Source organism: Nitrogeniibacter mangrovi (assembly GCF_010983895.1).
GTDB classification, from domain to species: domain Bacteria; phylum Pseudomonadota; class Gammaproteobacteria; order Burkholderiales; family Rhodocyclaceae; genus Nitrogeniibacter; species Nitrogeniibacter mangrovi.
Genome location: NZ_CP048836.1, coordinates 2,432,680 through 2,446,428, shown reverse-complemented (window position 1 = coordinate 2,446,428; position 13,749 = coordinate 2,432,680). Strand labels below are relative to the sequence as shown.

The 13,749-nt window shown below is 66.2% G+C and carries 12 protein-coding genes; 9 read left to right on the top strand and 3 right to left on the bottom strand.

Features of this window, described 5'->3' with window-relative positions; translation table 11 throughout:
• The first annotated feature begins 58 nt into the window (after nt 1-58).
• Complete coding sequence (locus tag G3580_RS11250; protein WP_267313333.1) at nt 59-943, top strand: NAD kinase; 885 nt, start codon at nt 59-61, stop codon at nt 941-943.
• Nucleotides 944-965: 22 nt separating this feature from the next.
• A complete protein-coding gene (gene recN / locus G3580_RS11245) occupies nt 966-2,627 on the top strand; it encodes a DNA repair protein RecN (RefSeq protein WP_173765551.1) in 1,662 nt (553 codons plus the stop codon).
• Here recN and G3580_RS11240 read toward each other — a convergent pair whose 3' ends face one another.
• Nucleotides 2,628-3,194 (bottom strand): TMEM165/GDT1 family protein, encoded by a 567-nt coding sequence (locus tag G3580_RS11240; protein ID WP_217424470.1) that lies wholly within the window; start codon nt 3,192-3,194, stop codon nt 2,628-2,630.
• A gap of 24 nt (nt 3,195-3,218) precedes the next feature.
• The gene (gene fur / locus G3580_RS11235) at nt 3,219-3,659 is read right to left on the bottom strand and encodes a ferric iron uptake transcriptional regulator (RefSeq protein WP_173765549.1); all 441 of its coding nucleotides are present in this window, start codon (nt 3,657-3,659) and stop codon (nt 3,219-3,221) included.
• Nucleotides 3,660-3,778: 119 nt separating this feature from the next.
• On the opposite strand from fur, the gene G3580_RS11230 reads away from it, so the two are divergent.
• The 7 genes from G3580_RS11230 (at nt 3,779) to G3580_RS11200 (ending at nt 13,370) form a co-directional block, all read left to right on the top strand.
• Nucleotides 3,779-4,231, top strand: a complete 453-nt coding sequence (locus G3580_RS11230) for an outer membrane protein assembly factor BamE (RefSeq protein ID WP_173765546.1) — start codon at nt 3,779-3,781, stop codon at nt 4,229-4,231.
• A gap of 2 nt (nt 4,232-4,233) precedes the next feature.
• A complete protein-coding gene (dapB, locus tag G3580_RS11225; protein WP_228720642.1) occupies nt 4,234-5,046 on the top strand; it encodes a 4-hydroxy-tetrahydrodipicolinate reductase in 813 nt (270 codons plus the stop codon).
• Nucleotides 5,047-5,207: 161 nt separating this feature from the next.
• Nucleotides 5,208-7,790, top strand: coding sequence for a response regulator (locus G3580_RS11220; RefSeq protein ID WP_173765544.1), 2,583 nt, complete (start codon nt 5,208-5,210; stop codon nt 7,788-7,790).
• A 194-nt stretch (nt 7,791-7,984) separates the two neighbouring features.
• The gene (gene carA / locus G3580_RS11215; RefSeq protein WP_173765542.1) at nt 7,985-9,127 is read left to right on the top strand and encodes a glutamine-hydrolyzing carbamoyl-phosphate synthase small subunit; all 1,143 of its coding nucleotides are present in this window, start codon (nt 7,985-7,987) and stop codon (nt 9,125-9,127) included.
• A gap of 75 nt (nt 9,128-9,202) precedes the next feature.
• On the top strand, nt 9,203-12,421 hold the full coding sequence (gene carB / locus G3580_RS11210) for a carbamoyl-phosphate synthase large subunit (RefSeq protein ID WP_173765540.1): 3,219 nt from the start codon (nt 9,203-9,205) through the stop codon (nt 12,419-12,421).
• Between the two features lie 5 nt (nt 12,422-12,426).
• Complete coding sequence (gene greA, locus G3580_RS11205) at nt 12,427-12,903, top strand: transcription elongation factor GreA (RefSeq protein ID WP_173765538.1); 477 nt, start codon at nt 12,427-12,429, stop codon at nt 12,901-12,903.
• A gap of 8 nt (nt 12,904-12,911) precedes the next feature.
• Nucleotides 12,912-13,370 carry a DUF4149 domain-containing protein gene (locus G3580_RS11200; RefSeq protein WP_173765535.1) on the top strand — a complete coding sequence of 153 codons (459 nt, stop codon included), beginning with the start codon at nt 12,912-12,914 and terminating at the stop codon, nt 13,368-13,370.
• A 4-nt stretch (nt 13,371-13,374) separates the two neighbouring features.
• Here the strand turns inward: G3580_RS11200 and yhbY are convergent, their stop codons facing one another.
• Nucleotides 13,375-13,728, bottom strand: a complete 354-nt coding sequence (gene yhbY, locus G3580_RS11195) for a ribosome assembly RNA-binding protein YhbY (RefSeq protein ID WP_173765533.1) — start codon at nt 13,726-13,728, stop codon at nt 13,375-13,377.
• Nucleotides 13,729-13,749: the final 21 nt, after the last annotated feature.

Here is a 13,749-nt window from a genome sequence, read left to right as displayed (position 1 = left end):
GTCGTGCCGCGGGGGCGGCATCGAATCGCCACACGAGATGTGGTTTAATCTGCGCAATATGCGCATGTCCATCGAAACCGTCGCCCTGATTGGCAAATACCAGAGCCCCGAGGTTGCCGAAACCCTCGTGGAGGTGGCCCGCCTGCTGCAGGAGCGCGACCTGAAGGTTCGAATCGAACAGGGCACGGCGAGTTCCACCGGGCTCGCCTCTGCCCATGCGGTGAGCTCCTACGAAGAGATCGGCGCCCAGGCGGACCTGGCGGTCGTGGTCGGTGGCGACGGCACCATGCTCAACGCGGCGCGCCGGCTGGCCGGCTTCGATGTGCCGCTGGTGGGCATCAACCAGGGGCGGCTCGGCTTTCTGACCGACGTGGCGCGCCAGGATGCCCGTGCCGCGCTCGACGCGATCCTGGCCGGCAAGGCGGAGGAAGAGTCCCGCTTCATGCTCGAGGTCGAGGTGTTGCGTGGCGGGCAGCGGGTCTTTCACACCAATGCGCTCAACGACGTGGTGGTCAACAAGGGCGACCTGGGCCGCATGATCGAATTCGATGTGTGCATCGATGACGAATTCGTCTATACCCAGCGCTCCGACGGCATGATCGTGTCGACGCCGACCGGTTCCACCGCCTACGCGCTGTCGGCCAACGGTCCCATCCTGCATCCGAGCGTCGTCGGAATCGCCCTCGTGCCCCTGTGCCCGCATACCCTGACCGCGCGGCCGGTGACCCTGCCCGACAGCTGCACCATCGACATCGTGCTGCTCGCACCGCATGATGCCAGCGTGCACTTCGACGGCCAGGAACGTTTCGATGCGCGCGCCGGCGACCGCATCCGGGTGGCCCGCTCGGCAAACTGCATCCGTCTGCTGCATCCGCCCGGCTACAGCTACTTCGCCATGCTGCGCGAAAAGCTCCACTGGAGCGCCTCGCCGCGTCATCCCTGATTTTCTCGCCCCCCGGTCCACCATGCTGCGTCGCCTGAGTATCCGTGATTTCGTCATCGTCGATTCGCTCGAACTCGATTTCGCCGCCGGCTTCGGCGCGCTGACCGGGGAGACCGGCGCGGGCAAATCCATCCTGCTCGACGCGCTCGGGCTGGTCATGGGCGATCGCGCCGAATCCGGCGTGGTACGTGCCGCTCAGAGCCGCGCCGAGATCGTCGCCGAGTTCGACGTGCCCGATGCCCCCCCGCTCAAGGCCTGGCTCGACGAGCAGATGATCGACGCCGAGGAGGGCTTGCTGCTGCGCCGCGTGGTCGATAGCGCCGGGCGGTCGCGGGCGTGGATCAACGGCACCTCCGCCACCCTGACCCAACTGCGCGAGGTCGGCGAATGGCTGGCCGACATCCATGGCCAGCATGCCCATCATGCGCTCTTGCGGGGCGACGCGCAGCGCGAACTGATCGACCGCTATGCCGGTCTCGAGACCCTGGCGCGCGACGTCGCCCGTGCCTGGCGCCACTGGCAGGACGCCCGCCAGGCGCTGGCCCAGGCGGCAGCGGATGCCGAAGGGGTGCAGCGCGAGCGCGAGCTGCTCGGCTGGCAGGTCAAGGAGCTCGACGAACTGGGCTTTTCGCTCGAGGAATGGGCGCAGCTGAATCAGGAGCATGCGCGCCTCAGTCATGCCGCCGGCCTGATCGAAGGCGCCTCGAGCGCGATCGACGCGCTCGAGGAGGGCGAGGCGCCCATCGTCGCCTCGCTTGAGCGTCTGTCGGTGCGTGTGGCCGAGATGGCGCGCATCGACGGCGAGTTGGCCGCCGCCCAGGAGTTGCTCAACGGCGCCGCGATCCAGGCCGACGAGGCGCTGCACGCGCTGCGCGCCTATCGCGATCGCATCGACGTGGATCCGGAGCAGCTCACGGAGCTCGATGCGCGCATCGCCGCCGTGACCGACGTGGCGCGCAAGCATCATGTGGCCCCCGAGGAACTGGCCGGGCTGCACCAGCGGCTGGCGACGCAGCTGGCCGATCTGAGCGAGGCGGCGGACCCGGACAAGCTGGCCGCGCGCGTGGCCGAGGCCGAAGCCGCCTACCGGGATCTGGCCCGTGGATTGAGCGAGGCGCGCACTCCCGTGGCCGCCCAGCTGGGCGAGCAGGTCACCGCCGCCATGCAGACCCTGTCCATGGGCGGCGGTGCGTTCGAGGTGACGCTGGTCCCCGAGCCGGAGGGCAGCGCCCACGGCGACGAGCGCATCGAGTTCCGGGTCGCCGCCAACCCCAGCCAGCCGCTGCGGCCGCTGGCCAAGGTGGCCTCCGGCGGCGAGCTGTCGCGGATCGGTCTGGCCATCCAGGTGATCACCAGCCGCGCGGCGGCCACACCGACGATGATCTTCGATGAGGTCGATGTGGGTATCGGTGGTCGCGTCGCCGAAATCGTCGGGCGCATGCTCCAGGACCTGGGGCAGCAGCGCCAGGTGCTGTGCGTGACCCATCTGCCGCAGGTGGCGGCCTGCGCGGATTGGCAGTGGTCCATCGCCAAGCAGCAGGTGGCGGGGGAGACGCTCAGTCGCGTCATGGCGCTCGACGACAACGGCCGGGTGGACGAGATCGCGCGCATGCTCGGTGGCGTCGAGATCACCGAGACGACGCGCCGGCACGCCGCCGAGATGCTGCAGCGTCAGCCGGCCTGATCAGGCCAGCAGCGTGAGGATGCCGGTGAGGATGAAGCCGGCGGCGGCGATCCGGCGCATGAGCTCACCCGGCAGGCGTTCGGCCAGGCGCTCGCCGATGAGCACCGCCGGCACGTTGGCGATCATCATGCCCAGCGTCGTGCCCGCGGTGACCCAGGCAAGGGCATCGAAGCGGGCGCCGAGGGCGACGGTGGCGAACTGGGTCTTGTCGCCGATCTCGGCCACGAAGAAGGCCACCAGCGCGATCAGGAAGATCCGCCAGCGATGGTGGGCCGGGGGCGTGGTCGTTGTTTCGTCCAGCGTGTCGGGGCGCAGTGCCCAGAGGCCGAACGCGATGAAGGTCGCCGCCAGTCCCCACTGCAGCCAGTGCGCGGGAATCCATCCGGCCAGCCAGCGCCCGGCCGCCGCCGCGAGGGCGTGATTGAGCACGGTGGCGACGAGAATGCCCCAGAGGATCGGCCACGGTCGCCGCAACTGGGCGGCGAGCATGAACGACAGCAGCTGGGTCTTGTCACCGATTTCGGCCACCGCGACCAGGGCGGTGGACGTGAGAAACGCTTCGAGCAAGATCGTACCTGTGGGGAGGCCGGGTTATTTCTTGGCGCTTTCCCGGTTCGGGCATTGCTCGCGCTTGCACTCGACGTACAGATACAGGGCGTGCTCCTTGACCACGAAACCACGCTCCTGGGCGACCAGGTTCTGCCGTTTCTCGATTTCCGGGTCGTAGAATTCCTCGACCGCACCGCATTCGACGCACACCAGGTGGTCGTGATGACCGCCCTCGTTGAGTTCGAAGACCGCCTTGCCCGACTCGAAGAAATGGCGTTCGAGCAGGCCCGCCTGCTCGAACTGGGTCAGGACGCGATAGACCGTGGCCAGCCCGATATCCATGCTCTCGTCCATGAGCAGGCGATAGACATCCTCGGCCGTCAGGTGGCGCTGCTCCGTGTGCTGGAACAGCTCCAGAATCTTGAGTCGGGGAAAGGTTGCCTTCAGGCCGATGCTTTTCAGGCTCTGGGAATTGTTGGGCATTTCGGTGTCCGGTCCGCGTGACGGCGAGGTCACGGAAAGTCGAGCTGAGCGGTATGATATATTTTTTGCCCCTTTCTGAGAATGCGGCTGATTCCGCCGCCACCGAGCGACCGACCCTTATGCCTGATTTTCTTGCCCGTGCGTTGATTGCCGCTGCCGTCTTACTGACCGTTGCCGGATGTGGCGTCACCGAAAAGCTTCGCCCCTATCGGCTCGACATCCGCCAGGGCAACTTCGTCACCCAGGACATGATTTCCCAGCTCAAGAAAGGCATGAGTCGCGAGCAGGTCCGCTTCGCGCTGGGCACGCCGCTGCTGACCGATGTATTCCATGCCGACCGCTGGGATTACGTCTACCGCTTCAAACCCGGTTATGGCGAGACGGAGCAGCGCATCGTCACCTTGTACTTCGAGAACGACAAGCTCGCGCGGGTGGCCGGGGACGTGACCGCCGCCAACCCGGATGCGACCGCCGAGGCGCCCAAGAGCCGGATTCGCGAACTCGATCTGAGTGCCAGCGCCGCGTCGCCGGATGGGGCCGACGCAGACAAACCGGCCAAGACGGAGCAGTAAGCGTGAGTGAAGACAAATTGAAGATTGCCGTCGCCGGTGGCGGCGGACGCATGGGGCGGATGTTGATCGAAGCCTGCCTCGACGCACCCGACGTGGAACTCGCGGCGGTGTTCGACCGGGCGGGAAGTCCGTTCGTCGGCCGCGATGCCGGTGAGCTGATCGGTCAGCCGGCCGGGGTCACGATCACCGATGACATCGCCGCTGCGGTGCAGGCGGCCGATTGCGTCATCGACTTTACCCTGCCCGAGGGGACCCTGACCCATCTGGCCGAGGTGGAACGCCAGGGCAAGGCGATGGTGATCGGCACGACCGGGTTTTCGGCCGAGCAGAAGGCCCGGATCGCCCAGGCTGCCGAGTCGGTCCCGGTGGTGTTCGCGCCCAACATGGCGGTGGGCGTCAACGCGGTGTTCAAGCTGCTCGAGGTGGCCGCGCGCATCCTCGACGAAGGCTACGATATCGAAGTCATCGAGGCCCATCACCGTCTCAAGGTGGATGCGCCGTCGGGCACCGCCCTGCGCATGGGCGAGATCGTTGCCCGTGAACTGGGGCGCGATCTGGAAACCTGTGCCATCTATGGTCGCGAGGGCGTGACCGGCGTGCGCGACGAGCAGACCATCGGATTCTCGACCATCCGCGGCGGCGATGTGGTGGGGGATCACACGGTGCTGTTCGCGGGTATCGGCGAGCGCATCGAGATTACCCACAAGTCGGGAAGCCGTGTCTCCTATGCCCGTGGTGCGTTGCGCGGTGCGCGCTTCCTGCGCGGCCGCCGCAATGGCCTGTTCGACATGCAGGACGTGCTCGGACTGCGCTGATCGGCACCTGAAGATCGTTAAAGACGGCGTGCCTTCGTGCCGATAAAACTCCGGTCATCCCCGGCGCAACATGCGTCGGGAGAGGTTCCAACCGGGAGGTCTATCGACATGACTGCAGCGAGCGTCCGCGAGGAACGGTTCTCGTGGAAGGGCTTCCGCGCGTGAGTCAGACGCCATTGTCCGCGCTGGCAGCCACGGCGCTGGGCCAGCCGCGTGGCGAGACGGCCGAAACGGCGCTGGCTCGGCTCGGGCTTGGCGACGCCCCGGCCGCCGCCTTGCTCACCCTGATCCGAAGCTATGAAGACGCGCTGGCACATGCCAACGACGCGCGCTCGCGCGCCGAACATCGTTTGCAGCTGTCGATGCGCAATTCCGGCGTCGGACTCTGGGAGTGGGATCTGGTGTCCGGCCAGATCCAGGTCGACTCAACCTGGAAGGCGTGTCAGGGCTACGGCGATTCCGAACTGGGTGACGATTTCGCTAGCTGGCGAACCACCGTCGACATGGCTCAGATCGAGGGGTATGAAGACATCCTTCGGGCCCATCTGAAGGGGCAGTCCGAGACCTTTGAACTGATTTTCCGGGCGCGCGCCAAAGACGGCAGCTGGCGCTGGTTCCAGGCCCGCGGCAAAGCCTACGATCGAACGCCGGATGGGCGCTGGAGCCGCATGCTCGGCACCTACCTGGACGTGACCCAGGAACGTCTGGTCGAGGAGCGCCTGCGTGAGGCGCGCGATGCGGCCGAGGCGGCGAGCCGGGCCAAGAGCGATTTTCTCGCCAACATGAGCCACGAGATCCGCACGCCCATGAACGGCATCATCGGCATGACCGAGCTGGCGCTCGATACGCCGCTGGACACCGAACAGCGTGGCTATCTCAACAGCGTCAAGGCGTCCGGCGAGGCGCTCATGACCATCCTCAACGACATCCTCGATTTCTCCAAGATCGAGGCAGGCAAGCTGCAGCTCGAGCGCATCGATTTCTCGCCTCGCTCCCTGATCTCGGAAACCGTCAAGACGCTGGCTTTGCGCGCCCACGAGAAGGATCTGGAGCTGGTGTATGAGGTGGCGGCGGACGTGCCGACCGTCGTCAGTGGCGATCCCGGGCGGATTCGCCAGGTGTTGCTCAATCTGGTCGGCAACGCGATCAAGTTCACCCAGGCCGGCCAGGTGCTGGTGTCGGTCGAGGTCGCCACGCCCGGGGCGTCCGAGGTCGAGCTGCGGTTTTCGGTGGCCGATTCGGGCATCGGCATTGCCGCGGACAAGCAGGCTGCGGTGTTCGAGGCGTTTTCCCAGGCCGATTCGTCCACCACGCGCAAGTTCGGTGGAACCGGGCTCGGGCTGGCGATCTGCCAGCGCCTGGTATCGCTCATGAACGGGCGCATGAACGTCGCCAGCGAAGAGGGGCGCGGCAGCACCTTCAGCTTCACCGCGCAGCTGAGTATCGTGGTGCCGGCACGGCACGTCGAACACCCGCGGCTGGCGGGGCGTCGCGCCCTCGTGGTGGAGCCCAATGCGCTGGTGGCCGGCGTTCTGCAACGCCTGCTGACCGGCTTCGGGCTGCACGCCCGGGTGGCCACGACGGGTGAGGCCATGGCGGAGGCGCTGGAACGGGCAGCCGAGGCATTCTCGCCTTTCGATTTCCTCCTGGTGGCGTCGAACATGGTCGCGCCGGGCGGCTTTGCCCTGGCCGAGCGGTTTCGCAGCGAGACCGACTGTCTCGATCGCATCGTCCTGATGATGACCTCGCGCACGCAACGGGCGGATACCCAGCGCTGCAAGCAGCTCGGGTTGAACTCCCGGCTGGTGAAACCGTTTTCGGGCGAGGATGTGGTTGAGGTCCTGCTCTGCGCGCTGACGGGCGCGACAGAAGACGAAGACGAGGACGCGCTGTTCGCTTTCGATCCGGAGATGACGCTCACCCAGCTGGGGCAGGCGCAGGACGATTCGCTCGACATCCTTCTGGTCGAGGACAACCCGGTGAACCAGACGGTGGCGACGAAGATGCTCGAGAAGGCCGGCCATCGGGTCACGCTGGCCGCCAACGGACAGGAGGCGCTCGAGCAGGTCGGGCATTCGAACTTCGACGTGGTGCTGATGGACGTGCAGATGCCGGTGATGGGGGGCATCGAGGCCACTCAGGCGATCCGCGCCCGCGAGGCGCGCAAGAGCTGGGCGATGGCCGGCAACTGGCGCGCGGTGCCGATCATTGCGATGACCGCGCATGCCATGGCCGGGGATCGTCAGCGTTGCCTCGAGGCGGGTATGGATGAATACGTTTCCAAGCCGATCAAACCGCGAGAACTGTTTGCCGCCATCGGGCGTGTCACCAGCCTGAATCACATGGATCAGTCCGAACCCGAATCGAGCCTGCTCGAGGAGATGGGAGGGGCGGCCGATCTGGTCGTCATGGATCTGGAGCAGACGCTGGAACTGCTCGATGGCGACCGGGATGCCCTGCAGCAGCTCGTCGATTTATTCTTCTCTGACCTGACCACCCATCTTCAGGTGCTCAAATCGGCGGCGACTGCGGGCGATGCCGAGCGTCTGGCGTCGACGGCGCACACGATCAAGGGGTCCGCCGGGGTGTTCAACGCATTCCCCGCGCTGGAAGCGGCGCAGCGCGTCGAGCGTGCGGCGCGCGCTGGCGATATGGACGGCGCGCGGACGGCGCTCCAGGGCCTTCTCGACGCCCTGAACCAGTTGGCAACGGCCTTGCGCAAGCGTCGCGTCGCGTCGGTGTGATCGAACGCGCGTCATGTTGCAGTGCGTTGCCTGAATGGCCCCGATTCGATAAACTGACGGGATTATCTTGTTGATTGTCGAGCGGGATGGGCCGAAGCGGCCGGTCCCGTTTTTCACGTGTGGGCTGCGGGGCTCTGCATGCCGGTCCGCAGGTGGCCTCGATCAACGCTGGACCCTCAATCAGGAGTTTCGTCGTGACTCAATTCCCGGCCGCCATTCTCGTTCTCGCCGACGGGACGGTATTTCGCGGTAAAGGCATTGGCGCCGTTGGCCAGACGGTAGGCGAGGTGGTGTTCAACACCGCCATGTCCGGCTATCAGGAGATCCTCACCGATCCGAGCTATTCACGCCAGATCGTGACCCTGACCTATCCGCACATCGGCAACACCGGCGTCAACGACGAAGACGTGGAGGCAGGACGGGTGCACGCGGCAGGCCTGGTGATCCGTGATCTGCCGCTGCTGACCTCCAACTGGCGTTCGACGCGCACGCTCGACGCCTATCTGCGCGACGAGAACATCGTCGCCATCGCCGACATCGACACCCGCAAACTCACCCGGGTGCTGCGCGAGAAGGGGGCTCAGGCGGGCTGTGTCGTCACCGCAGGGGCCGACGGCGTGCTCGACGTGGACGCCGCGCTGGCGGCGGCCAAGGGATTTCCGGGGCTGGCCGGCATGGATCTGGCGAAGGAAGTGACCGCGCCGGAATCCTACGCGTGGTCCGAGACCGAGTGGTCGCTCGAATCCGGCTACGGCGCTCAGGAAGCACCGAAATATCATGTGGTCGCCTACGACTACGGCGTCAAGCGCAACATCCTGCGCATGCTCGCGAGTCGTGGCTGCAAGCTCACCGTGGTGCCGGCGCAGACGTCCGCTGCCGAGGTGCTCGGCATGAATCCGGACGGCGTGTTCCTTTCCAACGGTCCGGGGGACCCCGAACCCTGCGATTACGCGATCAGCGCGATCCGGGAGATTCTTGCCACCGGCACGCCGACCTTCGGCATCTGCCTCGGCCACCAGCTGCTCGCGCTGGCCTCCGGTGCCCGGACCATGAAGATGAAGTTCGGCCATCATGGCGCCAATCATCCGGTCAAGGATCTGGACAGCGGTCAGGTGCTCATCACCAGTCAGAACCACGGCTTCGCGGTCGATGTCGACACCATGCCGGACAACCTGCGCACCACGCACGTGTCCCTGTTCGACGGCAGCCAGCAGGGTATTGCGCGCACCGATGTGCCCGCGTTCAGCTTCCAGGGACATCCGGAAGCCAGCCCCGGCCCGCATGACGTGGCCTATCTGTTCGATCGATTCATCAAGTTGATGGAAGAGCGGGCGTGATGTGTGCGGGCGCCCGATGGCGCCCGGCCGATAGCCGCGACCACATCACCCCAACACCGTTTTTAGAGACAAGAAATGCCCAAGCGCACAGACATTGAAAGCATTCTGATCATCGGTGCCGGCCCCATCATCATCGGCCAGGCCTGCGAGTTCGACTATTCCGGCGCTCAGGCCTGCAAGGCGCTGCGTGAGGAAGGCTACAAGGTCATTCTGGTCAACTCGAATCCGGCCACGATCATGACCGATCCCGGTACGGCCGATGTGACCTACATCGAGCCGGTGACCTGGCAGGCGGTCGAGCGCATCATCGACAAGGAGCGCCCGGATGTCATCCTGCCCACCATGGGCGGGCAGACCGCGCTCAACTGCGCGCTGGATCTGGCCAAGCACGGCGTGCTGGAAAAGTACGGCGTCGAACTGATCGGGGCCTCGCGCGAGGCCATCGACAAGGCCGAGGATCGCGAAAAGTTCAAGCAGGCCATGACCAAGATCGGCCTGGGTTCCGCACGTTCCGGTATCGCCCATTCCATGGAAGAGGCGCTGCAGGTGCAGGCCGGCATCGGCTTCCCGGTCATCATCCGCCCGTCCTTCACGCTCGGCGGTACCGGGGGCGGCATCGCCTACAACATGGAAGAGTTCTCCGAGATCTGCAAGAACGGTCTCGAGGCCAGCCCGACCAACGAACTGCTCATCGAGGAGTCGCTGATCGGCTGGAAGGAATACGAGATGGAAGTCGTGCGCGACCGCGCCGACAACTGCATCATCGTGTGTTCCATCGAAAACCTGGATCCGATGGGCGTCCACACGGGCGACTCCATCACGGTGGCGCCGTCGCAGACGCTGACCGACAAGGAATACCAGATCATGCGTAACGCCTCGATCGCGGTGTTGCGCGAGATCGGCGTCGACACCGGCGGCTCGAACGTCCAGTTCTCGATCAACCCCGAAGACGGCCGCATGATCGTCATCGAGATGAACCCGCGGGTGTCGCGCTCCTCGGCGCTGGCCTCCAAGGCCACCGGCTTCCCGATCGCCAAGGTGGCCGCCAAGCTGGCGGTGGGCTACACCCTCGACGAACTCAAGAACGACATCACCGGCGGTGCCACCCCGGCGTCCTTCGAGCCCTCGATCGACTACGTGGTCACCAAGATCCCGCGTTTCGCGTTCGAGAAGTTCCCCCTCGCGAACGACCGCCTCACCACGCAGATGAAATCGGTGGGCGAGGTCATGGCCATCGGGCGCAGCTTCCAGGAATCGTTCCAGAAGGCACTGCGCGGTCTCGAGGTTGGCGCCTACGGTCTCGACGAGATCGATGCCGACGCGGACGAACTCGAGCGCGAGCTGTCCGATCCGGGCGCGCAGCGCATCTGGTACGTCGGCCAGGCCTTCCGCGAGGGCATGACGCAGGAGCAGGTGTTCAACCTGACCAAGATCGATCCGTGGTTCCTCGCCCAGATCGAAGACATCGTCGCCACCGAAAAATCCCTCGCCGGGCGCTCGCTCAAGGCGCTCACCGCCGAGCAGGTGCGCGCGCTCAAGCGCAAGGGCTTCTCCGACCGCCGGCTGGCCAAGCTGCTCGGTGCCGACGAGACCGCGGTGCGCCTGCACCGCCAGTCCCTCGGGGTGCGGCCGGTGTACAAGCGGGTCGATACCTGCGCGGCGGAGTTCGCCACCTCGACCGCCTACATGTATTCCACCTACGAGGAGGAATGCGAGGCGCGTCCGACCGGCAAGCGCAAGATCATGGTGCTCGGCGGCGGGCCGAACCGTATCGGCCAGGGCATCGAGTTCGACTACTGCTGCGTGCATGCCGCGCTCGCCCTGCGCGAGGACGGCTACGAGACCATCATGGTCAACTGCAACCCCGAGACGGTCTCGACCGACTACGACACCTCCGACCGGCTCTACTTCGAGCCGATCACGCTCGAGGACGTGCTCGAGATCGTGCACATCGAGCAGCCCGAGGGCGTGATCGTGCAGTTCGGCGGCCAGACACCGCTCAAGCGCGCCCGCGCGCTCGAGGCCAATGGCGTGCCGATCATCGGCACCTCGCCGGACATGATCGACGCCGCCGAAGACCGCGAGCGCTTCCAGAAACTGCTCCAGGACCTGGGTCTGAAGCAGCCGCCCAACCGCACCGCGCGCACACCCGACGAGGCGGTGCGCCTGGCGGCCGAGATCGGCTATCCGCTGGTGGTGCGTCCGTCCTACGTGCTCGGGGGCCGTGCCATGGAGATCGTCCATGAGCAGAAGGACCTGGAGCGCTACATGCGCGAGGCGGTCAAAGTCTCCAACGAGTCGCCGGTGCTGCTCGACCGCTTCCTGAACGACGCCACCGAGGTGGACGTCGACGCGCTGTCCGACGGCAAGCAGGTGATCATCGGCGGCATCATGGAGCACATCGAACAGGCCGGCGTGCATTCCGGCGATTCGGCCTGCTCGCTGCCGCCGTACACCCTGTCGGCCGCGCTGCAGGACGAGCTGCGCCGCCAGACCGAGGCCATGGCCAAGGCGCTCGACGTGTGCGGTCTCATGAACGTGCAGTTCGCCATCCAGGGCGAGGGTGACGACGCCGTCGTCTATGTGCTGGAAGTGAACCCGCGCGCTTCTCGGACGGTGCCCTTCGTCTCCAAGGCCTGCTCGCTGCCGCTGGCCAAGATCGCGGCGCGCTGCATGGCGGGCCGCTCGCTCGCCGACCAGAACGTCACCGGGGAAGTCGTGCCGCCGTACTACGCGGTCAAGGAAGCGGTGTTCCCGTTCAACAAGTTCCCGGGCGTCGATACCATCCTCGGCCCCGAGATGAAGTCCACCGGGGAGGTGATGGGTGTGGGCCGCACCTTCGCGGAAGCCTTCGTGAAGTCGCAGATCGCGGCGGGCGTGCGTCTGCCCAAGGGCGGGACCGCCTTCATCAGCGTCAAGCACACCGATCGCCCCGCCGCCGTCGATGTGGCCCGTCAGCTGCACGACCTGGGCTTCAGTCTGGTGGCCACGCGCGGGACTGCCTCGGCGATCAGCGCGGCGGGCGTTCCGGTGACGCCGGTCAACAAGGTGAACGAGGGGCGTCCGCACATCGTCGACATGATCAAGAACCACGAAATCTCGCTGGTGATCAACACCGTGGAGGAGCGTCGTCAGGCCGTGGCCGACTCGCGCTCGATCCGCACCAGTGCGCTGGGTGCCAAGATCACCGCCTATACCACGGCGGAAGGGGCCCGCGCGGCCTGCATGGGGCTGCAGCATCTCGACCAGCTGGAGGTGTACGCCGTGCAGGCGCTGCACGCCGAACTGAACTGATACTTATGAACAAGATTCCATTGACCGTCGCAGGTGCCGAGCAGCTGCGCACGGAACTCCATCGACTCAAGACCGTGGAACGGCCCAGCGTGATCGAGGCCATCGCCGAGGCGCGCAGCCACGGTGACCTGTCCGAGAACGCTGAATACGATGCCGCCAAGGAGCGCCAGGGCTTCATCGAAGGGCGTATCAAGGAGGTCGAAGGCACGCTCTCCAATGCGCAGATCATCGACCCGAAGCTGCTCGATGCCGACGGCCGCTGCGTGTTCGGCGCCACCGTCGACCTGGAGGACGTGGACAGCGGTGATGCCGTGACCTACCAGATCGTCGGCGAGGACGAAGCCAACATCAAGCAGGGCAAGATCTCCGTCAGCTCGCCGGTCGCCCGGGCGCTGATCGGCAAGTACGCAGGCGACGTGGCCGAGGTGCAGGCCCCGGGCGGCGTGCGCGAATACGAAATCGTCGACGTCCGCTACGAGTGAATCCGTCCATGCCCGCCCATCGGCTCAACGGCGTCCAGCGTGTCCTGCTGGCGCTGTGGGTCGGCGGCATGTGGGCCATCGGATACCTCGCGGCGCCGGTACTGTTCGCGTCGCTGGACAGCCGCATGCAGGCCGGTGCCATTGCCGGCATCCTGTTTTCCCGGCTGGCGTGGTTCGGTCTGGTGTCCGGCGTGGTCATCCTCGGCCTGCAATGGCGCGCCGGTGCGGCCGGCCTGACGCGGGTGGCGCTGTGGTGCGTGGGCCTGATGCTGATCATCACCGCCGTGGGGCAGTTCGGCATCCAGCCGATCATGGCGGGCTTGAAGGCGCAGGTGGCACCGGGGGCGCAGATGAGTGGGGCCGTGCGTGCCGATTTCGGCATGTGGCACGGCATTTCCAGCAGTCTGTTCCTGGTGTGCAGCCTGCTGGGTGTGGTCGCGCTCTGGCGCACGACGCCGGCGCGCTGAGCGCTCAGCGGTTGGCGCGTTTGGCCGTCATCGGTTTGCCGGTGGAGGTGCGTCGCGGCGCGGGCTTGGCGGGCTTGGGGGCGGTCGGCGGTGCCTCGCGATAGAGGACCAGGATATTGCCGATGTGCTGGACCGAGGCGGCACCGGTCTGTTCGCAGATCTCGCCCATGAGGGCGTCGCGCTGATGGCGATCCTCACCATAGACGCGGACCTTGATGAGTTCATGCGCCTTGAGGTTGGCGTCGATTTCGGCGACGACGGCGGGCGAGAGGCCATTGCCCGCGACGCTCACCACCGGGTTCAGGTGATGCGCCTGGGCGCGCAGGGCGCGGCGCTGGACGCTGGTCAGTTCGGTCATTCCATTCAATCCTTTCAAGGA